General features: G+C 46.5%; 27 protein-coding genes. 22 read left to right on the top strand and 5 right to left on the bottom strand.

The features are described from left to right. Positions 1-31: 31 nt before the first annotated feature. A complete protein-coding gene (locus BN3656_RS00705; RefSeq protein ID WP_066543084.1) occupies positions 32-811 on the bottom strand; it encodes an SDR family oxidoreductase in 780 nt (259 codons plus the stop codon). Between the two features lie 19 nt (positions 812-830). Continuing rightward, positions 831-1,595 carry a GntR family transcriptional regulator gene (locus BN3656_RS00700; RefSeq protein WP_081422790.1) on the bottom strand — a complete coding sequence of 255 codons (765 nt, stop codon included), beginning with the start codon at positions 1,593-1,595 and terminating at the stop codon, positions 831-833. Between the two features lie 323 nt (positions 1,596-1,918). Between BN3656_RS00700 and BN3656_RS00695 the strand changes: the two genes are divergently transcribed. From BN3656_RS00695 to BN3656_RS00660, 8 genes are all read left to right on the top strand, one after another. Further along, positions 1,919-2,629 (top strand): GntR family transcriptional regulator, encoded by a 711-nt coding sequence (locus BN3656_RS00695; protein ID WP_066543082.1) that lies wholly within the window; start codon positions 1,919-1,921, stop codon positions 2,627-2,629. A 152-nt stretch (positions 2,630-2,781) separates the two neighbouring features. After that, positions 2,782-4,167: a citrate transporter gene (locus BN3656_RS00690; protein ID WP_066543080.1), complete on the top strand. Its 1,386-nt coding sequence runs from the start codon at positions 2,782-2,784 to the stop codon at positions 4,165-4,167. A gap of 126 nt (positions 4,168-4,293) precedes the next feature. Continuing rightward, positions 4,294-6,432, top strand: a complete 2,139-nt coding sequence (locus BN3656_RS00685) for a hydantoinase/oxoprolinase family protein (RefSeq protein WP_066543078.1) — start codon at positions 4,294-4,296, stop codon at positions 6,430-6,432. A 6-nt stretch (positions 6,433-6,438) separates the two neighbouring features. Then, a complete protein-coding gene (locus BN3656_RS00680; protein WP_066543076.1) occupies positions 6,439-7,230 on the top strand; it encodes a hypothetical protein in 792 nt (263 codons plus the stop codon). Positions 7,231-7,249: 19 nt separating this feature from the next. Next, positions 7,250-8,299 carry a 3-dehydro-L-gulonate 2-dehydrogenase gene (gene yiaK / locus BN3656_RS00675; RefSeq protein ID WP_066543074.1) on the top strand — a complete coding sequence of 350 codons (1,050 nt, stop codon included), beginning with the start codon at positions 7,250-7,252 and terminating at the stop codon, positions 8,297-8,299. Positions 8,300-8,313: 14 nt separating this feature from the next. Continuing rightward, on the top strand, positions 8,314-9,363 hold the full coding sequence (gene yiaK, locus BN3656_RS00670) for a 3-dehydro-L-gulonate 2-dehydrogenase (protein WP_066543072.1): 1,050 nt from the start codon (positions 8,314-8,316) through the stop codon (positions 9,361-9,363). Positions 9,364-9,380: 17 nt separating this feature from the next. Further along, on the top strand, positions 9,381-9,833 hold the full coding sequence (locus BN3656_RS00665; protein WP_066543071.1) for a YhcH/YjgK/YiaL family protein: 453 nt from the start codon (positions 9,381-9,383) through the stop codon (positions 9,831-9,833). 15 nt (positions 9,834-9,848) lie between these two features. Then, positions 9,849-10,877 carry a zinc-binding alcohol dehydrogenase family protein gene (locus BN3656_RS00660; RefSeq protein ID WP_066543070.1) on the top strand — a complete coding sequence of 343 codons (1,029 nt, stop codon included), beginning with the start codon at positions 9,849-9,851 and terminating at the stop codon, positions 10,875-10,877. 50 nt (positions 10,878-10,927) lie between these two features. On the opposite strand, the gene BN3656_RS00655 is transcribed toward BN3656_RS00660, so the two are convergent. Both BN3656_RS00655 and BN3656_RS00650 read right to left on the bottom strand, forming a co-directional pair. Next, positions 10,928-11,608, bottom strand: coding sequence for a GntR family transcriptional regulator (locus BN3656_RS00655; RefSeq protein WP_066543067.1), 681 nt, complete (start codon positions 11,606-11,608; stop codon positions 10,928-10,930). 27 nt (positions 11,609-11,635) lie between these two features. Continuing rightward, complete coding sequence (locus tag BN3656_RS00650; protein ID WP_066543065.1) at positions 11,636-12,658, bottom strand: zinc-binding alcohol dehydrogenase family protein; 1,023 nt, start codon at positions 12,656-12,658, stop codon at positions 11,636-11,638. A gap of 259 nt (positions 12,659-12,917) precedes the next feature. Here BN3656_RS00650 and uxuA point away from each other — a divergent pair, with 259 nt between their 5' ends. The 9 genes from uxuA (at position 12,918) to BN3656_RS00605 (ending at position 20,990) form a co-directional block, all read left to right on the top strand. Continuing rightward, entirely contained in the window at positions 12,918-13,991 is a 1,074-nt protein-coding gene (gene uxuA / locus BN3656_RS00645) for a mannonate dehydratase (RefSeq protein WP_066543063.1), read from the top strand. A gap of 2 nt (positions 13,992-13,993) precedes the next feature. After that, positions 13,994-15,604, top strand: a complete 1,611-nt coding sequence (locus BN3656_RS00640) for a mannitol dehydrogenase family protein (protein ID WP_066543062.1) — start codon at positions 13,994-13,996, stop codon at positions 15,602-15,604. Positions 15,605-15,755: 151 nt separating this feature from the next. Continuing rightward, entirely contained in the window at positions 15,756-16,745 is a 990-nt protein-coding gene (holB, locus tag BN3656_RS00635; protein WP_066543061.1) for a DNA polymerase III subunit delta', read from the top strand. A 26-nt stretch (positions 16,746-16,771) separates the two neighbouring features. Then, positions 16,772-17,707, top strand: a complete 936-nt coding sequence (locus BN3656_RS00630; protein WP_066543060.1) for a stage 0 sporulation family protein — start codon at positions 16,772-16,774, stop codon at positions 17,705-17,707. Next, positions 17,697-18,467, top strand: a complete 771-nt coding sequence (locus BN3656_RS00625; RefSeq protein WP_066543054.1) for a tRNA1(Val) (adenine(37)-N6)-methyltransferase — start codon at positions 17,697-17,699, stop codon at positions 18,465-18,467. The genes BN3656_RS00630 and BN3656_RS00625 overlap by 11 nt, the downstream gene beginning before the upstream one ends. A 14-nt stretch (positions 18,468-18,481) precedes the next feature. Further along, positions 18,482-19,327, top strand: coding sequence for a 16S rRNA (cytidine(1402)-2'-O)-methyltransferase (rsmI, locus tag BN3656_RS00620; RefSeq protein ID WP_066543050.1), 846 nt, complete (start codon positions 18,482-18,484; stop codon positions 19,325-19,327). 33 nt (positions 19,328-19,360) lie between these two features. Then, positions 19,361-20,152, top strand: a complete 792-nt coding sequence (locus BN3656_RS00615; protein WP_066543048.1) for a threonine/serine exporter family protein — start codon at positions 19,361-19,363, stop codon at positions 20,150-20,152. Continuing rightward, complete coding sequence (locus BN3656_RS00610) at positions 20,149-20,631, top strand: threonine/serine exporter family protein (RefSeq protein ID WP_066543046.1); 483 nt, start codon at positions 20,149-20,151, stop codon at positions 20,629-20,631. Before BN3656_RS00615 ends, BN3656_RS00610 begins: the two co-directional genes overlap by 4 nt. A gap of 5 nt (positions 20,632-20,636) precedes the next feature. Next, the gene (locus BN3656_RS00605) at positions 20,637-20,990 is read left to right on the top strand and encodes a class Ib ribonucleoside-diphosphate reductase assembly flavoprotein NrdI (RefSeq protein WP_066543044.1); all 354 of its coding nucleotides are present in this window, start codon (positions 20,637-20,639) and stop codon (positions 20,988-20,990) included. Positions 20,991-21,073: 83 nt separating this feature from the next. Here the strand turns inward: BN3656_RS00605 and BN3656_RS00600 are convergent, their stop codons facing one another. After that, positions 21,074-21,343 carry an AbrB/MazE/SpoVT family DNA-binding domain-containing protein gene (locus tag BN3656_RS00600; protein WP_331467895.1) on the bottom strand — a complete coding sequence of 90 codons (270 nt, stop codon included), beginning with the start codon at positions 21,341-21,343 and terminating at the stop codon, positions 21,074-21,076. A 316-nt stretch (positions 21,344-21,659) separates the two neighbouring features. On the opposite strand from BN3656_RS00600, the gene BN3656_RS00595 reads away from it, so the two are divergent. The 5 genes from BN3656_RS00595 to fabG all read left to right on the top strand — a co-directional run bounded on the left by BN3656_RS00595 (position 21,660) and on the right by fabG (position 25,693). After that, entirely contained in the window at positions 21,660-22,622 is a 963-nt protein-coding gene (locus tag BN3656_RS00595) for a beta-ketoacyl-ACP synthase III (protein WP_066543039.1), read from the top strand. Between the two features lie 140 nt (positions 22,623-22,762). After that, positions 22,763-22,996 carry an acyl carrier protein gene (gene acpP / locus BN3656_RS00590; protein ID WP_066543036.1) on the top strand — a complete coding sequence of 78 codons (234 nt, stop codon included), beginning with the start codon at positions 22,763-22,765 and terminating at the stop codon, positions 22,994-22,996. Between the two features lie 97 nt (positions 22,997-23,093). Continuing rightward, positions 23,094-24,020, top strand: coding sequence for an enoyl-[acyl-carrier-protein] reductase FabK (gene fabK, locus BN3656_RS00585; protein WP_066543034.1), 927 nt, complete (start codon positions 23,094-23,096; stop codon positions 24,018-24,020). 3 nt (positions 24,021-24,023) lie between these two features. Continuing rightward, entirely contained in the window at positions 24,024-24,950 is a 927-nt protein-coding gene (gene fabD / locus BN3656_RS00580; protein WP_066543033.1) for an ACP S-malonyltransferase, read from the top strand. A gap of 2 nt (positions 24,951-24,952) precedes the next feature. Further along, a complete protein-coding gene (gene fabG, locus BN3656_RS00575; protein WP_066543030.1) occupies positions 24,953-25,693 on the top strand; it encodes a 3-oxoacyl-[acyl-carrier-protein] reductase in 741 nt (246 codons plus the stop codon). Positions 25,694-25,700 lie beyond the last annotated feature (7 nt).

Here is a 25,700-nt window from a genome sequence, read left to right as displayed (position 1 = left end):
GATATTGAAAGGCAGTAAGTCGTGTGCAGAATTACTGCATAGCAGTCAGACCTCCGTCTACGCAGAGAATCTGTCCGGTTACAAAAGAGGCGGCGTCGCTGCACAGATAAAGGGCAGCAGAAGCAATATCCTGCTCTTTGCCGATTCTTCCAAGGGGAATACGTTCGGTTAATGTTTTGTAAAATACCGGATCATCCAGCTGGAATGCATTAATGGGAGTGTATACAAAAGTGGGAGCAATGGCGTTGCAGGTGATGCCGTATTTTCCCCATTCACAGGCCAGCTGGCGGGTATACATATTGACAGCGCCTTTACTTGTACAGTAGGCAATGTAGTCCTGCTTTGTTCCGATCAGGCTTTTTACAGAGGAAAGATTCAGAATCCGTCCCTGTTTTTGAGGGATCATAAACCGTTTTCCTACTTCACGGGTAATCCGGTGGAGAGAGGCGATGTTTATATCCATAACCGTCTGGAAGGTCTGGTCGTCATATTCCTCAGCAGGGATCAGACGGTTGATTCCGGCACTGTTTACAAGGATATCTACAGTGCCGAAGGTGTGTTCTATGGAGTTGAGCATCTGGTTTGTGCTTTCTGTATCAGTCAGATCGCAGGAGAGGGATAAAAATGGACGATCCAGGCTTTTAGCCAGTTCTTCTATGGGAGCTGCTTTTTCCGGACGGGTACCGCAGACAGCGACCTGAGCGCCCTGCTGAAGAAATGCTCTGGCAATCGCACTTCCCAAACCGCCGGTTCCTCCGGTGATCAGTGCTGTTTTTCCTTTGAGAGAAAATAATGCATGATAGTCAGTCATAATGTGATACCGCCTTTCTTTAAGAGGATAAATCAGAACTCTGTGGAGAAGCGCTGGCAGCACAGGGCAGCACAGGTTCTGTAAAGTACTGGGGGGTATGGGTTCTGAGAGGGGCTGTAAGCATCCGGATTCTGGAGAAATGGTGGTCATAGATCAGCCCCGCATTGTCATAATCACGGTTTATAAGGGCGTCTGTCAGATTCGTCAGCTCCTGCATCAAGCCTTCCAGTACATTGGGTCTGCTTACAGCCAGAGACAGCAGGCGTCTCAAATCCGTATCGGTTTTCTGAAGAGAAGACCATACCAGATCCAGATTTCCAGCCAGCATATAAAGCTGATGGTAGTATTCCGACAGAAGCTGAACGGTCTGAGCTGAATTTCCGTTAAGCATATAGCTGTTCATCTGCTGGATGGGACAGTACAGAAGCTCCAGCTCGGATTTGGGAACCTTTCTTATATAAATGGAATGGATCATGGCGCTTCCCAGCTTTTGATGAATCCATACAGAGTCATCAATGCGTTTCTGGTCGATTTTGGAGACAAATGCGCCCCGCTTTGGTATGACGTCTACCAGATTTTCTCTGGATAATTTGAAAAACGAATCGTGGATTGGAGTCCGGCTCATATTCAGAGATGAGGCAAGATCCGCTTCATTCATCTTCTGGCCGGGAAGAAGATGAAGCTCAAGGATGAATTTTCGTATAATACGGTAGGCATACTGCCGCGCATCCTCGGAAGGCCTGCGGGCAGGAAGCGTCTGGTTTTGAAATAAGGCCAGTGTCATGTGTGTCACCGTTCTTTCTTAAAAATATAGTTAACTGCAAACTTGTATGCAATTTCAAATCGAATAAAGCTCTAATCTTATTTTATCATTACTTGTGGAAAAAGCAATACGGATAACAAACAAAAACAAAATTTATTAACAAAAAATAAAAAAAGATATTGTATTTGTTAAAAAAATATGATATTTTATACATAGCGACAAACACACGCCTGATTTGATAGGCTGTTTTTTTTGAAACTGATATGCAATCAGGAGTAAAACTTGTATGCAATTTAAAGCTTGTATGCAAAATGATTAAACAGGACAAAGGAGGACGGGGTCGGATGATTAAGGCAGAAGAGCTTCTGGATAAGATCAGATCTCAGAACGAGGTTTACAATGCTCTGAAATATCAGATCCTTACCTTAAAGGCAGAGCCGGGAGAGATGCTCAGTGAGAACATCATATCTGCTCAGATGAATGCCGGGAGGTCGGCAGTGAGGGATGCTCTTGCCCAGTTGACAGAGGAAGGCTATGTTGTTGTTTATCCCCAGAAGGGAACGGCTGTTTCTATGATTGATCCGGAACGGATCAAACAGTCTGTGTATACTCACAGAGTACTCGAACAGTCCATGATTGAGGAGATATGCAGAAGCGATATCTCAGAAGAACAGCTGAAGCTTCTTGAGGATGTACTGGATGAACAAAGTATAAAAAAGGAAGAGATCGCTGATCTTTTGATTCTGGAACAGCAGTTAAGCTATGCGCTTTCGGTTCTCTGCGATAAGAAGCACATTTGGGAAATGTTCCGGATTATGGATTGTGACATGCTGAGAGCGAATTATCTGTATTACAGTACATATGGTTTTCAGGCGGAGCGGTATTATGGTCCCTCTGGCTGGGAGCATATGCAGATAGAAGGAAGGATGCTTCTGGACCATCTGAAAAGGAAGGATACGGAAGCGGCAGCTTTGATCTGTTCCAGCCATTTTGACAGAATTCTTCTTAATACGAATTCCATTCAGGGATTTTATCCACAGTTCTTTTCCGGCTGACAAAAATGGCTGACAGCAAAAAACTGTCAGGACGTTTTGACGCCGGTTAGAAAATATACTAATTTATCATGAAGGGAGATGAAATGGGGATATCATTGTTGAGAGAGATGCAATGTGTATGACGTAGGGAAAAAAGAAATGGAGGAAATACCATGGAATATATCATCGGTATAATTTTATTGTTTACGTTTTTTGGCCTGGCATATTACTGTATTAAAGGCCACAACCTGATGATCGGATTCTTGATCATCACACTTATCTGGACAATCCTTCCTCTGGGAGGCACATTATTTGCAAGCCAGGCATTCCTGGAGTCCAATCCGGTTCTTCAGTTTGAAGGTGCAAAGGGACTGGTTGGTATCCTGAACAAGATTTACCAGAGCGCTCCGGAAGGCTGGGGAACTACACTGGTAAACGTATGCTGGGGTGCATGGTTTGGTCGTGTTCTGATGGAGACCGGAATTGCGTCTACCCTGATTCGTAAGACTGTTGAATTAGGCGGAGACAAGCCTCTGGTTACTATCACTCTGCTGAATATTGTTACAGCTGTTATCTTTACGGCTATGACAGGAGCTGGCCCTGTTATCGCAATCGGCGTTATCGTTCTTCCTATTCTTATGTCTTTAGGAGTTCCGAAAGCAATTGCCATGTTCAGCTTTATGGGTTCTGTTGCAGCAGGTATTTACTTGAACCCTGTTAACTTTGCACAGTACCGCGCTTTTTTTATCCAGCCGGATCAGATGCCTGACTTTACTCTGGGATGGTATGTAAGCCACTGGGGTCTTGCAGCTCTGCTGATCATGCTTGTTGCTACAACTGTTCTTTCCGCAGTTTACCTTAAATCCTCAAAGACCAGCCACGCATGGGCTGCCCAGACAAGAGGCACTGCAGATCAGAAGAACGCTCCGTTCTATACTCTGATCCTTCCGATTGTTCCTGTTATCTTAAAGATCTGGCTTGATTTTTCCGTTATCGGCGGCTTCGTAATTGCCGGTTTTGCAGCTCTGTTCCTGTGCGGAAAGATGAAGGGTACATTTAAGGAGAATTGCCAGCTGGTAAATAAGCTGTATTATGACGGCGTTGTAGACACCGCTCCATTGGTAGGCTTCCTTCTTACACTGCCGATGTTCAACACAGTAGCATCCTATGCATCTCCTTATTTTAAGGTCGTTCTTGGCGGAATCATGCCCAGAAGCGAGCTTGTTGTATGTATTGCATTTGCAGCCCTGCTGTTTATGGGACTGTTCCGTGGCCCTATGACTCTGGTAGGCTGCGGCGCCGCTACATTAGGCGTTCTTTCCAATGTGGCTTCCTTCTCAGTTCCATTCTTATATGCAGTATTTGCAATTCCTACAATCACGGTTAACATCGGATGCTGTATTACACAGTCCTGGGTTGCATGGGGATTGGCTTACACCAAGGTTGATTCTAAGGACTTCTTGAAATTATCAATTCCAAATGCATATTTGACAGGTGTCCTTCAGTATGCGGCAGCATTTATCATGCTTGCCGGACTTGGCGCTGAATGGTTCATCTAATCTTGCAATAAAATCTCTCAAACAATGTATATCTTTATTCTGCGGGCGCTCTGGATGCGCCCGCAGCCCCTTTAGTATGTTTCTGAAAATTTAATGGAATAATCAAATTGAAAGGATATGGGAAGTATGGCAGAACGTAAGCACAGAGCTGTCCGCATGGGTATTGACGTAGGTGGAACCTACACAAAATGCGTAGCAATGGACAATGAAACCCACGAAATTATTGGAAAAAATGAAGTAAAGACAACCCACGATGACAAGAACGGCGTTGCTGCCGGTGTTGTTCAGAGTTTTCAGAATTGTATGCGGGAAAATGACATTGCACCGGAAGATGTAGTGTTCGTAGCCCATTCTACTACTCAGGCTACCAATGCTTTTATTGAGGGCGACGTGGCAAATGTAGGTGTAGTTGGCGTAGCGGGAGGCGGTCTGGAAGGATTTCTTGCAAAGCGCCAGCTGGCTTTGAAGGATATTGTATTGGATGAAAAAGTTGGCAGAATGATCAAGGTATTTAATACCTTCATTAAGAAAAAGATGCTGACGGAGGAAGTGATCAATAAAAATATTGATGACTTGATCAGCCAGGGCGCACAGGTAATTGTTGCTTCTATGGCCTTTGGCGTAGACAGCATGGATGAGGAAATGATGATCCATGACTGTGCAGAAAAGAAAAATGTGCCGGTTAGTATGGCTTCTGATATTACAAAACTGTATGGACTTACAAGACGTACCCGTACAGCTGCAATTAACGCGTCCATCCTTCCTAAGATGATGGCAACTGCAAACGCAACAGAGTCTTCTGTAAGAGAAGCAGGCGTTCAGGTTCCACTGATGATCATGAGAGGCGACGGCGGTGTTATGGAGATTAACGAGATGCGTAAGCGACCGATTTTAACTGCATTATCCGGCCCCGCCGCATCTGTTATGGGATCGCTGATGTACTTAAGAGCATCCAATGCCATTTACTTTGAGGTAGGTGGAACAACAACCAATATCGGTGTAATCAAGAATGGCCGTCCCGGTGTAGACTATGCCCAGATCGGAGGCCATGATACATATATCAGTTCTTTGGATGTCCGCATTCTTGGATGTGCCGGCGGTTCTATGGTTCGTATCAATGACAAGGAAGTAGTAGACGTAGGTCCTCGTTCTGCTCATATCGCAGGCTGTGAATACGCATGTTTTACTCCTGAAGAGGAGATTGTTGATCCGCAGATCGAGATGGTAAGACCGAAACCAAGCGATCCTGCTGATTACGTTACAATCCGTTTAAAGAACGGAAAGCGTATCTGCTTTACCAATACCTGTGCAGCCAATGTTCTGGGATTGATCGATAAGAAGTATTTTGCTTATGGAAATGCCAATGCAGCCCGCAAGGCAATGCAGCCTGTAGCAGATAAGCTTGGAATCACTGTAGAGCAGCTTGCAACACAGATTCTGGATAAGGATTATGAGAAGGTAAATGCCTGCATCAACGCTCTGGCTGAGAAGTATCAGCTGGATCATGACAGCATGAAGCTGGTAGGCTGCGGAGGCGGAGCAGCGTCTCTTGTACCTTACTGTGCAGGAAAGATGGGACTGCAGTACAGCATTCCGGAGAATGCTGAGGTTATTTCCTCTATCGGCGTTGCGCTTTCCATGGTCCGTGACGTAGTAGAGCGAGTGATCCCCAATCCGACTCAGGATGATATCCGCGAGATTAAGAAAGAGGCGGCTGACGCGGCGGTAAGCTCCGGCGCATCACCTGATACGGTAGAGGTGCATATTGAAATCGACAGTCAGACCGGTAAGGTAACAGCAATCGCAACAGGATCTACAGAAGTAAAGACAACGGATCTTCTGAAAGAGTGTGATGAGGCAGAGGCTCTGGAACTGGCTACACAGGATTTTGGATCAAAGGTAAGCCAGATTCACTTGGCAGAGAAGACGGACAAGTTCTATGTATACCAGGGAGAGAGAGAGGGAAAGAATCCTCTGCGTATTGTTGATAAGAAGGGCTTTATCAAGGTTCAGTGCTCCAACGGTATGGTTGTAAAATGTCCGGTTCGCGATTACAAAGAAGTAGTGGAAACAATCTGGAAAGAGGCTGCCGTATTTAAGACAGACTCCATTCTTCGTCCTGATTTCTTTGTATGCGTAGGTCCAAGAGTAGGCGATTACAGCGCAATTGATCTGGAGCAGATCTTCCTGCTGATGGATCTGGATCTGGGAGACAGAGAGCCTGATGAGGAGATTATTATCGTAGGTTCAGTTACGGAGATATAAGCAGTTATGGACAGAAATAAGGTTCAGGAAGCTTTAAAGCCCATTACAGACGGACTTTTTGGAAAGCAGAGACCGGTAAGATACGAACGTCCTCATTTTAAGGTACGTCCTCTGGTCCGTATGCTTCAGGATCTGACATCCATTCCGATAGAGGATATGTATGCATATGCTTTTTCCAGAGAGCCGCTGAATGGAAAGTTTGATGACGGGCAGCGAAAAAGCTGGATGAAGCAGGCTGTTTGCTGCGGCAGAGAGTATGCTGAGAAGATTTGCTGCCTTTACGGTGTCCGAAGTCCTGAGGAATTATCGGCAGCTATGGGGCTGAAGGTAGAGTATCCTACGTTTCCGGAAAATGCAGACAGGGTTCTGTTTGCAGAATTCCGGGAACCGGGCAATATAAAGATTTACATGGATGCTGTGAAGAAGGCGCACAAATTTACAGAGCGTCCTGAAGTGAAAGAGGTTTTAACTGAACAGCTGGATATCAAAGGCCTTTTGCTGGCTCATGAGCTGTTTCATTTTGTAGAAGAAAAATATAAGGATGAGATTTTTACAAAACAGGAAAAGATCCGGCTCTGGTCATTGGGACCTCTGCATAATGACTCCACGGTGATTGCCTTAAGTGAAATTGCCGCAATGGCCTTTGCCCAGGCTATCACGGGAATTCCATACTCCCCTTATGTGATGGATGTGTTTCTGGTATATGGCTATTCGCCGGAGGAAGCCAGCGGTTTATATGAAGAGATAATGGAATACGCAGGCAAAATTCCCTGCTGTGAAGAAGGGGAGCCTGTATAAAAAATAAAGGAGAAACGATATGAGTATTCGCGTTGCTTATGAGGAAGTAAAGAAAAACGTAAAACAGGCATTCTTAAATCTGGGCCTTACAGAAGAGCAGGCCGAGACCTGTGCTACAATTCATACCCAGTCCAGTGCAGACGGCGTTGAGAGCCATGGACTGAACCGTATTCCCAGATTTGTGGAATATGTTCAGAAGGGATGGATCAATCTGGAAGGAAAGCCTCAGCTTGTAGGAGCCAAAGGCGCTGTGGAGAATTATGACGGTCAGCTGGGCATCGGTATTACAAATGCTCTTTTCTGTGCAGAGCGGGCTGCAGAGTTGGCGAAAGAGCATGGAATTGGCTGTGTTGCTTTAAAAAATACGACTCACTGGATGAGAGGCGGCACCTATGCATGGAAGATGGCTGAGGCAGGCTTTATGGGTATGAGCTGGATCAACACAGAAAGCTGTATGCCTCTGTGGGGAAGCGACGAGCCAAGCGTTGGAAACAATCCATTCTGTATGGCAATTCCAAGAGAGGATGGCCCTATTGTGCTCGATATGGCGATGAGCCAGTATGCTTATGGAAAGCTGGGTGTATACCGTCTGGCAGGAAAGCAGCTTCCTTATCCGGGCGGCTTTGATAAGGACGGAAATCTGACCAGCGATCCGGGAGCAATTGAGGACAGTAAGAGAATTCTTCCTACCGGATACTGGAAGGGAAGCGGCATGGCTCTTGCATTGGATATGGCTGCTGCTCTTATGGCAAACGGCAAATGCGGAACAGATATGGACAATGAGAATCGTGGAAGCTGCACGGGCTGCTGCCAGATCTTTATTGCATATGATCCTTATCTGTTTGGTTCCAAAGAAGAAATTCAGGCTATGCTGAACAAGCGTGTTGATGCTGCAAACGCAGCTCATCCGGAGCATGAAGGCGGACATGTAAGCTGTCCTGGACAGAGAACGATTTCCACTCGCGAAAAGAGCATGAAGGACGGAGTTTCTGTGGACGAGGCAATCTGGGAGCAGATCTGTGCTCTGGCTGCAGGCAATATGGAAACAAAGGACATTGCAAGTAAGTAAATCCGGGAGGAAATATGGGGGTTCGTGTTCCTTATGACAAATTAAAGCAGGATGTAAAGCAGATTTTCCTGAATCTGGGACTTACAGAAGAAAAGGCTGAGATATGTACAGCTGTTCATATTCAGTCCAGTGCTGATGGGGTAGAAAGCCATGGACTGAATCGAATTCCCAGATTTGTGGAATATGTTCAAAAGGGATGGGTTAACATTAAAGGCGAGCCTCAGCTTGCAGGTGCAAAGGGCGCAGTGGAAAATTATGACGGACAACTGGGGATTGGCATTACCAATGCGCTCTTTTGTGCTGACAGAGCTGTAGAGCTGGCGAAAAAACATGGGATTGGCTGTGTTGCCCTGAAAAACACTACTCATTGGATGAGAGGCGCAACCTATGTATGGAAAATGGCTGAAGCAGGCTTTATGGGTATGAGCTGGATTAATGCGGAAAGCTGTATGCCATTGTGGGGAAGCGATAAGCGCAGTGTGGGAAACAACCCGTTCTGTATGGCGATTCCAAGGGAGGATGGCCCGCTTATCCTTGATATGGCTATGAGTCTGTACGCTTATGGAAAGTTGGGAGTTTATCGTCTGGCGGGAAAGCAGCTTCCCTATCCGGGAGGATTTGATAAGGATGGAAATCTGACCTGCGATCCGGGCGCCATAGAGGAAACCATGCGGGGGCTTCCTATGGGATACTGGAAAGGAAGCGGTATGGCTCTTGCTTTGGATATGGCTGCAGCGCTTATGGCCAATGGAATGAGCGGAACGGATATGGATATACAGGCAAAAGGCAGCTGTACGAACTGCTGCCAGATCTTTATTGCATATGATCCCTATCTGTTTGGCTCCAAAGATGAAATCCAGGATATGCTGAACCGGAGGATTGATGCGGTTAAAAAAGCTCATCCTGAGCGCGAAGGCGGAAGCGTAAGCTATCCGGGAGAGAGGACTTTGGCGGTACGGGAAGAAAGCATGAAGAAGGGGATTCATGTAGACGAGGCAATCTGGAAGCAGCTTTGTTCCCTGGCGTCAGGAGATATGTCTACGACTGATATAGCAAGCAAATAAAAACAGGAGGAAGCACTATGTTTTTTTCAAATATAAGTATTGCAGAGAAGTATAATTACCTGGAAGAGAAATTTACCTGTGCCTATAAGTGGCTGGCAGAAACAGATATCAATGCACTGCCTGCAGGAAGCTATCCTATTATGGGTGATACAGTAGTAGCCAACATTCAGGAATATACTACAATTCCGGCAGATACAGGTTTTTTTGAAACCCATGAAAAATACTTTGATATTCAGTATGTTGCAAAGGGAAAAGAGCAGTTCGGTATCTGCAAGAGAGATGGCCTTAAAGTAAAGGAACGCATTGAGGAAAATGATCTGATCTTCTATGAGGAGCCGGAGTTAAGCGGAACCGTTCTTTTGGAAGAGGGAGATATGATCATCGTTGCTCCTGAAGATGCTCATAAACCAAGGTGCCAGGCTGGCGGGCCATGCTTTGTTAAAAAGGTTGTCGTAAAAGTCGCACTTTAATAATGGAGGAGAAAAATGAAGGGAATTAAACTGGAAGAACCTAGAAATGTAGATTGTGTAGAGCTGGAAAAGCCTGTTCCGGGACCGGGCGAGGCGCTGATCCGTATTGTTACAGCTGGTATTTGCGGAAGTGATATAGGTGCTTTCCGCGGAACCAATACACTGGTATCCTACCCAAGGATCATTGGACATGAGCTGGCTGGTATCGTAGAGGAAATTCCGGCAGATAATCCTAAGGGATTAAAACCAGGCGATAAAGTTATTGTTGATCCATACATTTACTGCGGAGAGTGCTATCCATGCTCTATCGGACGTACAAACTGCTGTACAAGCCTTAAGGTTTTGGGTGTACATATTGACGGCGGCATGGCAGAGTATTTTTGCCATCCGGCAGATATGCTGGTAAAGATGCCGGAAGATATGGATTGGACAGATGCTGCAATGGCAGAACCTCTTACTATTTCTCTTCACGGAATCCACAGAGGCGGATTAAAGGCAGGGGAGTACTGCGCGATCATCGGAGCAGGACCTATTGGTCTGCTGGCAGGTATGATCGCACAGGCTTACGGTGCACATGCAATTCTTCTGGATCTTGTTCAGGAGCGTCTGGATTTTGCAAAGGAGCTGGGTATTGAGTATGTAATCAATTCCGGAGAAGAAGATGCGGCTGCAAGAGTCAGTGAAATTACAGGCGGAATGATGGCTCAGCAGGTTATGGAGTGCAGCGGATCCAATGCAGCAATTCGCTCCAGCCTTGATCTTGTCAGCAACGCAGGAAGAATTACTCTTACCGGCTGGCCTCCAAGAGAGACCTCAATTCCTACCGATATCATAACGCGTAAGGAAATTGATATTCGCGGAGCACGTACAAGTGCAGGAGAATTTGAAGAGGCGATCGAGCTGATTTACACAAAGAAGGTAGATGTGGCTAAGATTTTGACCAAGACTATTTCTCTGGATGAGGCACCGGAGACGATTCGGGATATTGAAAAGAATCCGGGTAACTACATGAAGGTAGTTGTAAAAGTAGATAAAACCGTATAAAACAGAAACGGGCGTGTGAGAAAACGTAAGTTTTTCACACGCCCGTTTTATTACAGCGTAAAGTAATCAGGATAACGTTTGGTCAGCTCTGCTTTTTCTACTTGAAACCGTGTCAAGTGGCGGGTGATAAGCATTTCCGCCAATTCAGAGTCTTTTTGACGGATGGCATACAGAATATTCTGATGGTCTTTTACTACCCGCGCATCCTGCCAGGATTTTAAAGACAGAATACGGAGACGGTCAAAATGGATCATCTGGGAATAGATAATGTCAAAGGTTCTGGATTTTCCTACAGATTCAAAAAGAAGCTGATGAAAATGATTGTCAAGCTCCAGCTGGACTGAGAAATCCTGTGTATTGGACAGAGAAGATTCCTGTCGGAGATTTTTCTCTAACAGCTCCATATAATAGGATGAGATTCCCTGTTCGCATGCAAGCTTCACAATTGCTGTCTCAAGTACGAGACGCATAAAACGAGATTCTTCAATCAATCCATAATCGATTTTGGAAATAAAACTGCCCCGTTTGGGAAGAATATCTACAAGATCCATGCGGGAAAGCTCGATAAGAGCTTCCCGCACAGGGGTTCGGGATATGTTCATGACAGAAGATACTTCGTTTTCGCTGACGGAACTTCCCGGAGGCAGTTCCAGGGCAGTGATGTTGTAGAGAAGTACGCGTATAGCGTAGGAACGAGCCTTTTCAGAAGGCTGCCGTTCTAAAATTTTCATGATGTATCCCTTCTTTAAATGTGATAATTAGAAATCAAAGGTAAGGGCAATCTTGCGGATGGAAGGATCATGGCTGTCATTAAAGTCAAAGGCTTCCTGAGCGCGGATCAGAGGGAAGGTATGTGACACAGTACCGTTCAGATCAAGCTTGCCTTCGTTGATCAGTTCAATTGCTTTGCCGAACATATGATTCTGAAGTCTGGAACCGCGGACATCCAGTTCCTTGGAGGTGATCAGGAACTGATTTACCTCGGTAGGAGCTACTGAAAAGCCCATGGTAATTACTCTTCCGGCATTTCCGGTTGCCTTTAAAAGAGTAATGAGGGAATCCTTGGTGCAGGCAGAGTCGATGGAAACGGTGCTTCCATGGCCTTCTGTATATTCTTTTATTTTTTCTGTAAGATCCTCTTTCAGCGGATTGATGGTGTATTTAGCACCGTTCTGTCTGGCAAGTTCCAGCTTGTCATCCATGATATCAGCTACGATGATATGGTCGCAGAGAAGACGGGCTACCTTTAAGATCGTGCTGCCCAGTGCTCCGGATCCATAGATCAGAAGCATATCATCTTTTTCCAGCTGAGCCCGTGTACAGGACTGGATCCCGATGGTAGTAGGCTCGATCATAATGGCGTCCGTATCAGAAAGGGAATCGGGTAAAACATAGCAGTCGCTTTCAGGAACAGCTATAAATTCGCGGTAGCCTCCGTCAATATGCACGCCACGGATAGCAAGATTATCGCATACATTTCCGCGTCCTTTGCGGCAGGGATAGCAGTGGCCGCAGCTGGTTACCTGATTGATGATTACACGGTCTCCTACTTTCAGATTTTTGACATTTGATCCAACCTGGTCAACACGGCCTACCATCTCGTGTCCGATGATACGTGGATAGGTTGCTGCAGCATTTGTACCATGGTAGATACCCATGTCAGAACCGCAGATGCCGGCAGCGGTCATTTTTACAAGAACATTGTTTTTTTCGTCAATAACAGGCTTTTCAATGTCGATTACTCTCAGGTCTTCAGGCTTTACGATTTGTACAGCTTTCATTAACACACACTCTCCTTTTGAAACATAGCAGGTTTTATTAAACAACTTACATACTACCTATACTAAAACCCTATGGGATAAAAGTCAATATAAGAGAGGTATAAAAAATAATATGTACAGAATTAATAAACTAAAAGGTTAATTTTTATAAAAAATTACATATTGAACAAATTGAAATTTTATACTACCATACAAGTAAGAGCGTTATCAGGCCCAAAATGATGAAGCAACAAAATTTAACATATGGAGGTAGAACATTATGAACATGACATTACGTTGGTATGGACCAGGCTATGACAGTGTAACTCTGGAGCAGATCCGCCAGATTCCGGGAGTAAAGGGAGTTATCACAACTCTTATGGGAAAGATGCCTGGAGAGGTATGGGAAGAGGCAGAGATCGCAGAGTTAAAGAAGACTGTTGAGGATGCAGGCCTGTCTATTATGGGTATCGAGTCCGTGAACGTTTCCGATGATATTAAGATCGGAACTGAAAAGCGTGACGAGCATATTAAGAACTATATTACAACCCTTGAGAACCTGGGAAAAGCAGGCATTCACATGGTATGCTACAACTTTATGCCTGTATTTGACTGGACCCGTTCTGATCTTGCAAGAAAGAGACCGGATGGCTCTACAGTTCTCGCATATAATCAGGACGTAATTGATCAGATCGATCCTGAGCATATGAGAGAGTCTATTGAAAAGATGTCCAATGGCTTTGTGATGCCAGGCTGGGAGCCAGAGCGTCTTGAAAAGCTGAAAGCATTATTTGATGCATATAAAGATGTAGATTCAGAGAAACTGTTCAACAATCTGGTATACTTCCTGGAGGCAATCGGCCCTGTATGTGAGAAATACGATATCCATATGGGTATTCATCAGGATGATCCCGCATGGCCTATTTTCGGACTTCCAAGAATCGTGAGAAATAAGGAAACCATTGAGCGTCTGTTAAAGGCAGTAGATAAGCCATACAACGGTTTAACTCTGTGTACAGGTTCCCTGGGTTCCAATCCTGAAAATGATATCTGTGAGATTATCCGTATGGCAAAGGGCAGAATCCCATTTGCCCATGTAAGAAATGTAAAGTATAACAGCGACAGAGATTTCGAGGAGGCTGCTCACCTGTCCTCTGACGGCTCTAAGGATATGTATGAGATCATGAAGACCTTATACGACACCGGATTTGACGGCTGCATCCGTCCTGACCACGGAAGAATGATCTGGGGCGAAGTTGCTATGCCGGGATATGGTCTGTATGACAGAGCGCTGGGAGCCTGCTATCTTCAGGGTCTTTGGGAAGCAATTGACAAGAACGCAAAGAGGGGTTAAGAATGAAATTAACATTAAACGGCTTAAAAGAAAAAGAACAGTGGGAGAAAGCGGGAGTCGCTCTTCCTGCATATGACATTGCAGCAGTTGCAGAAGAAACAAAGAAGTCTCCGGTCTGGGTTCATTTTGGAGCCGGAAATATCTTCCGTATCTTTATCGGTGGCATTGCAGATACTTTAATTGCAAATGGCGAAGCTTCAAAGGGAATTACCTGTGTTGAAACTTTCGATTTTGATGTTGTTGACAAGATTTATGCACCCTATGACAATCTGGTTCTGGCCGTTACCTTAAAGGCTGACGGTTCAACTGATAAGAGAGTGCTGGGCTCTCTGACAGAGGCAATCAAGGCACAGTCTAACGACGCATCCCAGTGGAACCGTCTGAAGGAAATTTTTGTAAATCCTGGTCTGCAGATGATTTCATTTACCATTACAGAGAAGGGATATGCTTTAAAGGGAGCAGATGGCTCTTATTTCCCGTTTATTCAGGCAGATATTGACAATGGACCAGACAAAGCCGGTTCTGCTATGGCAGTTGTATGTGCTCTGCTTTATGAGCGCTATAAGGCAGGAAAGTATCCTCTGGCAGTAGTTTCCATGGATAACTGCTCTCATAATGGCGAGAAGCTTCAGAGCTCTATCGTAACCATGGCAAAAGAGTGGAGCAAAAAGTGCTTTGTAGAGGATGATTTTGTAGCCTACATCACAGATGAGGCACAGGTTTCCTTCCCATGGTCTATGATTGATAAGATTACCCCAAGACCTGCTGATTCTGTATGCCAGGAGCTGGAAAAGGCCGGAATTGAGGATATGGCTCCGGTTATTACTTCCAAAAAGACCTACATTGCTCCTTTTGTCAATGCAGAGGGACCCCAGTATCTGGTTATCGAGGATAAATTCCCCAACGGAAGACCTGCTCTTGAGAAGGCCGGCGTATATATGACAGACCGTGATACGGTAAATAAGGTAGAGCGCATGAAGGTAACAACCTGTCTGAATCCGCTCCATACCGCTCTTGCCGTTTATGGCTGCGTACTGGGATATGACCTGATTGCAGATGAGATGAAGGATGAGCAGCTGAATAAGCTTGTACATCAGATCGGTCCTGTAGAGGGTATGCCGGTTGTTACAGATCCGGGCATTCTTTCTCCTGTAGATTTTGTAAATGAAGTAATTCAGGTAAGAATTCCGAATCCATTTATGCCTGATACACCTCAGCGTATCGCAACTGATACATCCCAGAAGGTAGGTATCCGCTATGGCGAGACAATCAAGTCTTATGTAGCGCAGTACGGCGATGCGAAGAAGCTGACTGCAATTCCTCTGGCAATCGCAGGCTGGTGCCGTTACCTTCTGGCAGTAGATGATGAAGGCAAGGCATTTGAGCTGTCTGCTGATCCTATGGTTCCTGAACTGACAAAGCAGCTGGAGGGAATTGTGGTAGGAAAGCCGGAGACCTATACCGGTCAGTTAAAGAGCATTTTATCAAACGCAAATATTTTCGGAATTGATCTTTATGAAGCAGGTATCGGAGAGCGGATCGAAGAGATGTTCTTAGAAGAAATTGCAGGCCCGGGAGCTGTCAGAAACGTTCTGAAGAAGTATCTGGCATAGTTTAAGGTTAATAAAAACAGTCGGAAAGCCGGTACAGGCCGCCAATAAGCGCGGCCTGTACCGGCTTTTGCCATATGAAAAGGCTATACATCAAAATTAACTTATGTTATACTGGTTAAAGCATAAAAAGCAACCAAAGGGGGTATGGCAGATGCTGGTTTTTAAGGATATTCTGGGACATGAGCAGATTAAGGAGCATTTTAAAAATGCAGTGGAAACAGGCAAGGTCTCTCATGCGTATATACTCAGCGGCGAAGCGGGAATGGGGCGAAAATCCCTTGCAAATGCCTTTGCACTGAGCCTTTTGTGTGAAAAGGGAAAGCCGGAGCCCTGTATGCAGTGTCATGCCTGCAGACAGGTGCTTTCGGGTAATCACCCGGATCTGATTTATGTGACTCATGAAAAGCCAGCTAGTATTGGCGTAGATGAGATCCGGGAGCAGATTAATAATACCATTATGATCCGGCCCTACAGCAGCTATTATAAGATCTACATCGTAGATGAAGCGGAAAAAATGACGGTTCAGGCTCAGAATGCCCTTCTTAAGACTATTGAAGAGCCGCCCTCTTATGCGGTAATTCTGCTTCTTACCACGAATCAGGACGCCTTTCTTCCCACTATTCTTTCCAGATGTGTGCAGTTGAAGTTAAAGCCCCTGCGTGATTCGGTGGTAAAAGAATATCTGATCCAGTCGCTGAAGGTGGAAGAAGCACAGGCTGAGATCTATGCTGCATTTGCCAGGGGAAATCTGGGAAAGGCGATTCATCTGGCAGATTCGGAGGATTTTAAGATTATGTATGAGGAAATTCTTCATCTCTTAAAGCATCTGAAGGATATGGATATCTCTGAGCTGTTAAATTATATCCGTAAATTAAAGGATGATAATCTGGATCTTCATGACTGCCTGGATTTTATGCAGATGTGGTACAGGGATATTCTGATGTATAAGACAACTAAGGACATTAACCTTTTGATCTTTAAGGATGAATTTTCTACTGTAAAGCAGGTTGCGGCTTTAAGCGGATATGAGGGTCTGGAACGGATACTGGCAGCCATTGACAAGGCCAGAGTACGTCTGGATGCCAATGTAAATATGGAGCTTGTGATGGAACTGATGCTCCTTACCATGAAAGAGAATTGAGAGTAAGCGTAAATACAGGAGGAATGATGTTGACAGTTATCGGCGTTCGTTTTCGGACTGCGGGCAAAATCTACTATTTTGACCCTGCGGGCCGTGATATAAAGACCGGCGATCATGTGATCGTTGAAACAGCCAGAGGGATTGAGTACGGCTATGTAGTGCTTGGAAACCGTGAGGTGGAGGAAGGAAAGGTTGTGCCTCCGTTAAAACCGGTGATCCGGATGGCTACCGATGAGGACCGGGCAGTGGAAACCCGGAACAAGGAAAAGGAAAAAGAGGCATTTAAGACCTGTCAGGAAAAGATCCGCAAGCACAAGCTGGATATGAAGCTGATTGATGCGGAATATACCTTTGATAATAATAAGGTGCTGTTTTACTTTACAGCAGACGGAAGGATTGATTTCAGAGAACTTGTAAAGGATCTTGCAAGCGTATTTAAGACAAGGATTGAGCTGCGCCAGGTAGGCGTGAGGGATGAAACAAAGATCATGGGCGGAATCGGAATCTGCGGAAGGCCCCTGTGCTGCCATTCTTATCTGTCCGAGTTTATTCCGGTGTCCATCAAGATGGCAAAGGAACAGAATCTTTCCTTAAATCCCACCAAGATTTCCGGCGTCTGCGGCCGCCTTATGTGCTGCCTGAAAAATGAGGAAGAGACATACGAGGTATTAAACAGCAGGCTCCCGGCCATTGGAGACTATGTGACAACGGCAGACGGCTTAAAGGGAGAGGTACACAGCGTCAATGTACTGCGTCAGCTTGTAAAGGTTGTGGTAGTGGTTGACCGGGACGAGAAGGAAATCCGCGAGTACAAGGTAGAGGAGCTGAAGTTTAAGCCCAGAAAGAAAAAGGGCAAAAACGGGGAGCGGCCGTCTAAAGACAGCGCAAATACGGATACAGAGCTGAAAAAACTGGAAGCACTGGAGAAAAAGGAAGGAAAGTCAAAGCTCAATGATAAATAAGGAGCATACCTGGACTGAAACAGGCGGGATCCGTCTGCGGGATGACGAGCGGATTGATGATCTGCAGAGGAATCATTATGGAATTATCCAGAGAAAAGGCGCATTCTGTTTTGGAATGGATGCGGTGCTTCTTTCTGGCTTTGCGGCGGTAAAGAAGGGGGAACGGGCTTTGGACCTGGGAACGGGAACAGGAATCATTCCTATTCTTTTAAGCGCCAAAACAGAGGGAGAACATTTCACAGGACTGGAAATCCAGGAGGAATCCGCTGATATGGCCCGCAGAAGCGTGTCATACAACCATCTGGAGGAACGGGTGGATATTGTAACAGGTGATATAAAGGAGGCCGGGACGCTCTTTGCCCGGGCTTCTTTTGATGTGGTGACCAGCAATCCGCCCTATATGAATGACGCTCACGGCATCAAGAACCCTGGAGATGCCAAGGCCATTGCCCGCCATGAGGTGCTGTGTACCCTGGAGGATGTGGTGCGGGAGGGAACCTGCCTGCTGCGTCCTGGGGGACGTTTTTACATGGTGCACAGGCCAAGACGGCTGATTGAGATCATTCAAACCATGAAAAAACACGGTCTGGAGCCCAAACGGATGAAGTTTGTCCACCCGTACAGGGACAGAGAGGCCAATATGGTGCTGATTGAGGCAGTCCGCGGAGGCGGCGCTCTCTTAAAGGCAGAAGCGCCGGTGATCGTGTTTGACGAAAACGGAGAATATTCCGAAGAAATACGGACTACCTACGGATACTGAAAGGAGCTGTGATCATGGAAGGAATTTTATATTTGTGTGCAACGCCTATTGGAAATCTGGAGGATATCACCTACCGGGTTGTGCGGACGCTGGAAGAGGCGGATCTGATCGCGGCAGAGGATACCCGCCACAGCATTAAGCTGTTAAACCATCTGGGGATAAAGACACCTATGACCAGCTATCACGAATACAATAAGGTAGACAAGGCAAAATATCTGGTGGAAAAGCTGAAAGAAGGGGTAAATATTGCCCTGATTACCGATGCGGGAACACCGGGTATTTCCGATCCGGGAGAAGAGCTGGTACGCCAGTGCTATGAGGCCGGGATTGCAGTGACCTCCCTTCCGGGACCTGCTGCCTGTATTACGGCTCTTACCATGTCGGGGCTTCCCACCCGCCGTTTCTGCTTTGAGGCTTTTCTGCCTGCGGAAAAGAGCGACAAAAAGGAGCGCCAGAGGATTTTGGAAGAACTGAAAAATGAAACCAGAACCATTATCCTGTATGAAGCGCCCCACCATTTAAAGAGTACCCTTAAGGATTTGTACGAGGCAATGGGAGACAGGGATATCACCATCTGCCGAGAGCTGACAAAGCGGTTTGAAAGTGCCTGGAGAACGTCATTTACGGAGGCTTTGGCCGTATATGAGGAGGAAGAACCTAAGGGTGAGTGCGTAATCGTTATCCGGGGGCGTTCTGTTCAGGAAATTCAGGAAGAAGTAAGGCAGTCCTGGGAAGCCCTGACGCTGGAAGAGCATATGGAGCATTATCTGGCTCAGGGGATGGATAAAAAAGAGGCCATGAAGGCGGTTGCAAAGGACCGGGGGATATCGAAAAGGGACGTGTATCAGGGGCTGCTGTAGCCGGAAGCCCAGCTGTCTGAGGATGATATAAAGATGAGCAGAGAAATGATTTTCAGTGAAAATGAGTATGACCGGATGAATTATCTTATGACAGCGATTATGGATGCAGGAGAACTGCTTGCCATGCACGGTGCAGAGGTAAGCCGGGTAGAGGATACGATTACCAGACTGTGCATGGCGTACGGCTTTGTTCGGGCAGATGTATTTACCATTACCTCCAGTATCATTGTCACAGCCATGCTTTCAGATGGAAGGACCATGACCCAGACAAGGCGCATCCGGACGAGAACCACAGATCTTGAAAAAGTGGCAAAGGTAAATGAGTTGTCCCGCAGAATCTGCGCCGATCCGGCAGGACTGAATGAACTGAAGGCAGGACTGGACGAGATAAAAAACGGAAAAAGGATTTCCGTAGGCCTGGAGCTGGCAATGCACATGATGATTGCTTCCTCCCTGTCTGTCTTTTTCGGAGGGACTCTGATGGACGGCATAGCGGCAGCTCTTTCAGGCGCCATTTTGTATGCTACCCTTCACGGAAGTGCAGTTTTAAGGCTGAATACCATTATTCAGAATATGTTCTGCAGTGCAGTAACAGCAATATCGGTACTTCTTTTGGTAAGGGCGGGAATCGGTGTGCAGCCGGATAAAATTATGATTGGCGATATTATGCTGGTAATCCCCGGACTTCAGCTGACCAACTCTCTGAGAGATATGATAAACGGAGATATGATCAGTGGGCTGCTGAATATGAGTGAGGCGCTTTTAAAAGCAGTTGCAGTAGCCATAGGCTTTGCCGGTGTTATCATTTTGGGAGGGGCAATATGAGCTTTTCGGTAATTCAGACCATTATGGGAATGATCGGTTCCGTTGGTTTTGCAGTCCTTTTTGGCGTCCGGGGCAGAAAGCTGGCTGTGATCGCCCTTGGAAGCGGCGCCGGCTGGGCGGTATACCTTGTATGCAGGGCGATGGGGTGCAGTATATTTACCGGTCTTCTGGCAGCCAGCCTTTTTGTGGCGGCCTTAAGTGAGGTTCTTGCCAGAATGCTGCGCACGCCGGTCATTCTTTTGCTTGTGCCCATGCTGATTCCGGAGGTTCCGGGAGAAGCCCTTTACTATACCATGTATTATCTGGTGCAGGGATATCAGGAAGAATTTGGAACTTACTCAGGGCTGGTGCTCACAGAGGCAGGAGCCATTGCTCTGGGGATCATACTTGCTTCCCATATGGCAAGATTTTTTATAAGCCTGAAGAGTCATTTGCGAAGCAGGGGAAATAAAAAAAGAGAATCGAACAGGAGGATTTAGAATTTATGAAATACGTATATGCGTCACGCAGTGGAAATGTAGAGGAACTGGTTCACGTTCTTGGATTAGAGGCGATGAAGATAAAGGATGGTACGGAAACCATGGATCAGGACTTCATTCTTTTTACCTATACGGATGGCAGAGGCGTTGTGCCGCCTGTTGTGACAGCGTTCTTAAAAGAGAATCATTCTTATTTAAAAGGCGTGATCGTATCCGGAAATATGCAGCGTCACGGTGATACCTTCTGCGGAGCGGGCCGGATCATTTCAGAAATGTATGGTGTTCCTGTGATCGCTCAGGTAGATGGAGTGGGAGACTCCTACGACCATAGGGCGATCCGGGGGAAGCTTTCCCTGTAATTAACAAAATATCCCCCTGCATATCGCATTCAGCGTGCACAGGGGGATATTTTTATATAGTTTTGAAAGACTGCAGCTTTCTGTCAGGCTTCTGATACATTCAGCCCGGCCAGCTTCGCCAGAGCTAAAATGGAGCTTCGGGAAACTTTCTTTCCCTCGTATTCCAGCAGATCTTCGGTGCTGCCGGTAAAGATATCTGCGCTTTCCGCTTTTTTAAGGATAATACAGTCATCCTGAACGGTTATCTCAAGTCCATCTTTGACATCCAGGTCAAGACTTCTCCTTAATTCAATAGGGAGCGTGATTCTGCCCAGCTCATCCAGCTTGCGGATTACTCCTGTGGTTTTCATCATATGACCTCCTCGCTTTACAGGTATAATTTATAGACTTCTGTGATTTTAAAGTAACAAAATACAGAAATAAAGTCAATAAATGGAAAAGTGTAAATTGGTAAATTGTGGTATAAAATAGTAAATTTTCGGAATATTCTTTTTGAAGAAATGGGGTAAAATGCGACGATTTAAGGTATGTCATTGGAGAAAATTGCTTGACAAAAAACACGCAATCCTGTAGTATTACTTTGAGATTCAAAGTATTTTGGAAAAGGAAGGTACAGCCCTTAGGCGGCGGAATCATTTGAACCGCTCATTCGGGGCCGGGTAAATAAAAATGACAACCAGAATAATAGGAACCGGCTCGTATGTGCCGGAGCAGATCGTGACAAACGATGATCTGTCAAAGATCGTTGACACAAATGATGAGTGGATCCGTAGCCGTACAGGCATAGGGGAAAGACGGATCGCCACAGAGGACAGTACATCTGATATGGCGGCAAAAGCGGCAGCCAGAGCCATTGAGCAGGCCGGAATTACTCCGGAGGAGATTGACCTGATTCTCTTAGCTACTTCATCACCGGATTCCTGCTTTCCCAATGGGGCCTGTGAGGTACAGGCAAAGATCGGAGCCATTCATGCGGCCTGCTACGATATCAGCGCAGCCTGCACCGGCTTTGTTTTTGCCCTCAGTACAGCCCACGCCTTTATTTCCTCCGGAATATACCGGACTGCCCTTGTGATCGGAGCAGATGTGCTCAGTAAGCTGGTTGACTGGACAGACCGCGGAACCTGCGTCTTGTTCGGAGACGGAGCAGGTGCAGCTGTGGTAAGCGCAGACGAGACAGGCGTTCTGGGATTAAATATGCATTCAAACGGTGCAAAGGGTGAAGTGCTTACCTGCGGCTCCCGTTCCAATGGAAATTTCCTTCTGGGAAGAAAACCGGAGCTTGGATATATGGCTATGGACGGACAGGAGGTCTTTAAGTTCGCGGTAAAGAAGGTTCCGGAGTGCATCAGCCAGGTACTGGAGGACACGGGATATATTACCGGCGATATTGACCATTTCATTATCCATCAGGCCAATTATAGGATTATCGAATCCATTGCAAAACGCCTGAAGGTTGATATCGAAAAGTTCCCTGTGAATATGGAACATTATGGAAATACGTCCGGAGCTTCTGTTCCTATCCTTTTAGACGAGCTGAACCGGGCAGGTAAGTTAAAGCGCGGAGAGCGGATTGTATTATCAGGATTTGGAGCAGGTCTTACTTGGGGAGCTCTGCTTTTGGAGTGGTAAGACGGTAAAAGATCACCAAAATGCTTAAAAAAAGATAAAAAATGTAAAGCCCTGTAAAAAGGGCATGGACATTTCGTGAATATAATGGTAAATATTTAAATTGTAATATAAAACTTATATGTCAGAAGGAGACAAAGATTATGTTAGAGAAGATGAAAGAAATTATTGCAGAGCAGTTAAGTGTAGACGCTGAGTCCGTAACAGAGGCTTCCTCTTTTAAGGAAGATCTGGGCGCTGATTCCCTGGATCTCTTTGAGCTGGTAATGGCTTTAGAGGATGAGTATTCTGTAGAGATCCCGGCAGAGGAGTTAGAGAAGATGTCTACAGTTGGCGATGTTATGGAGTACTTAAAGAACCACGGCGTAGAGGCATAAGATCCTCAAGGTCAGAGTGTAAAATTGCATAAGCAAATGAGAGGGACGGCGTGTGGATGGATTGAAGCACGCTGTTTCCTCTATTGGAAGGAAGACAATGAAAACAAGAATTACAGAAATGTTAGGAATTGAATACCCCATTATCCAGGGCGGTATGGCCTGGGTGGCAGAGCATAACCTGGCAGCAGGCGTGTCCGCAGCAGGCGGCCTGGGGCTGATCGGCGGGGCAAACGCACCGGGAGAGGTGGTTCGTGAGGAAATCCGCAAGGCAAGAGCGCTCACAGACCGCCCTATCGGCGTTAATGTAATGCTTTTAAGTCCTCATGCAGATGACGTGGCAAGAGTTGTAGTGGAGGAAGGCATTAAGGTAGTCACCACCGGAGCCGGAAATCCTGAGAAATATATGCAGATGTGGAAGGAAGCAGGCGTTAAGGTAATCCCAGTGGTAGCTTCTGTGGCACTGGCCCGCCGTATGGAAAAATATGGGGCTGATGCAGTAATTGCAGAGGGAACAGAGTCCGGCGGCCACATCGGTGAGGAGACTACCATGACCCTGGTTCCCCAGGTAGTGGATGCAGTTTCCATCCCTGTCATTGCGGCAGGCGGTATTGGAGACGGAAGAGGCATTGCCGCGGCATTTATGCTGGGAGCAGAGGCGGTTCAGATGGGAACCCGCTTTGTAGTGGCAAAGGAATCGACCGTACATGAAAACTACAAGCAGCGCATCATCAAGGCAAAGGATATTGACTCCGTAGTAACCGGAAGAACCCACGGCCATCCCGTAAGAGGTCTGAGAAATCAGATGACAAGAGAGTATACAAAGTTAGAGCAGGAAGGAAAGTCCTTTGAGGAGCTGGAGTACCTGACGTTAGGAGCTTTGCGCAAGGCCGTACAGGAAGGCGATGTAATGAACGGTACTGTAATGGCAGGCCAGATCGCCGGAATGATCTCCAAAGAGCAGACCTGTAAGGAAATGATCGACGAGATGATGGAGCAGGCAAAGAAACTTTTAAACAGGGAGTAAAAAATGAGCAGGATCGCATTTATTTTCCCAGGTCAGGGCGCACAGACCTGCGGTATGGGAAAGGATTTTTATGAGCAGACAGAGACTGGAAGGAAGGTATTTGACAGAGCCTCAGATCTTTTAGGCTTTTCTGTTCCCGAGCTGTGCTTTGAGCCTAATGACCGTCTGGATATTACCGAATATACCCAGGCAGCTATGGTGACAACCAGTATTGCCATGATGAAGGTGCTGGAGGAAAGAGGGATCCATCCGGATGTGGCGGCAGGCTTAAGCCTGGGAGAATACTGCGCTCTGGCAGCAGCAGGCGTGATGAGCGAGGATGACGCCATCCGCACAGTGCGCCAGAGAGGAATCCTGATGCAGGAGGAGGTTCCGGCAGGAGAAGGCGCTATGGCGGCTGTTCTGGCATTGGATGCCTCTGTGATCGAGGAAATCACTTCTTCTATGGAAGGCGTATGGATTGCCAACTACAACTGTCCGGGCCAGATCGTTATTTCTGGTAAGAAGGCTGCGGTAGAGGAGGCCTGCGAGCGCTTAAAGGCAGCAGGAGCCAAGAGAGCCATTTTACTGAATGTAAGCGGTCCCTTTCACTCCGGTATGCTCACAGGAGCCGGAGAAAAGCTGGGAGAGGTACTTTCAGGAGTAGAGGTAAATGCTCCCAGGATCCCGTATGTTGCCAACGTAACCGCAGAGTATGTGACAGAGGCAGCTCCGGTAAAGGAGCTTCTGACCCGTCAGGTATCTTCTTCTGTAAAATGGCAGCAGAGCGTAGAGGCTATGCTGGCAGATGGCGTGGATACCTTTATCGAGATTGGACCGGGACGTACGCTGACTGGCTTTATGCGTAAGATCAATCGCAGTGTAAAGAGCCTGAATGTAGAAAAATTAGAAGATATTGACAAAGTAATCGAAGCTTTAAAGGAGAACTAGATATGCTGGAAGGAAAGATCGCACTGGTAACGGGCGCAAGCCGCGGAATCGGCCGCCAGATTGCAAAGACACTGGCTGCAAAAGGCGCTACAGTAATCGTAAATTATAACGGCTCTGCTGCAAAGGCAGAGGAAACAGTACAGGAGATCCGGGAGGCCGGAGGCATCGCGGAAGCAGTGCAGTGCAATGTTTCCGATTTTAACAGCAGCAAGGAGATGCTGGACGGGATCGTGGCAAAGTACGGCCGTCTTGACATCCTTGTAAATAACGCGGGCATCACAAGGGACAATCTGGTGATGAAGATGTCCGAGGAGGACTTTGACGCAGTGATCCAGACCAACTTAAAAGGTGTATTTAACTGCATTCATCATATCTCCCGTCAGATGTTAAAGCAGAGATCCGGAAGGATCATCAATATCTCATCCGTATCCGGCGTTCTTGGAAATGCAGGACAGGCCAATTACTGTGCTGCAAAGGCAGGTGTGATCGGAATTACAAAAAGCGTGGCAAGAGAGATGGCAAGCCGCGGGATTACCGTAAATGCTATTGCTCCAGGCTTTATCCGCACAGAGATGACGGATGTGTTAAAGGATGACATTAAAAAAGCTCTGATGGAGCAGATTCCCATGAAGAACTTCGGGGAAGTAGAAGATATTGCCAATACAGTCGCATTCCTGGCATCTGAGGACGCCAGATATATCACAGGCCAGGTCATCAGCGTAGACGGCGGAATGGCTATGTAATTCAAAC

It is taken from the genome of Clostridium sp. AT4 (assembly GCF_001517625.2).
In the GTDB taxonomy this organism is placed as follows: domain Bacteria; phylum Bacillota; class Clostridia; order Lachnospirales; family Lachnospiraceae; genus Enterocloster.
The sequence above is the reverse complement of the archived record's forward strand: the minus strand, read 5'-3'. Positions and strand labels throughout refer to the sequence as shown.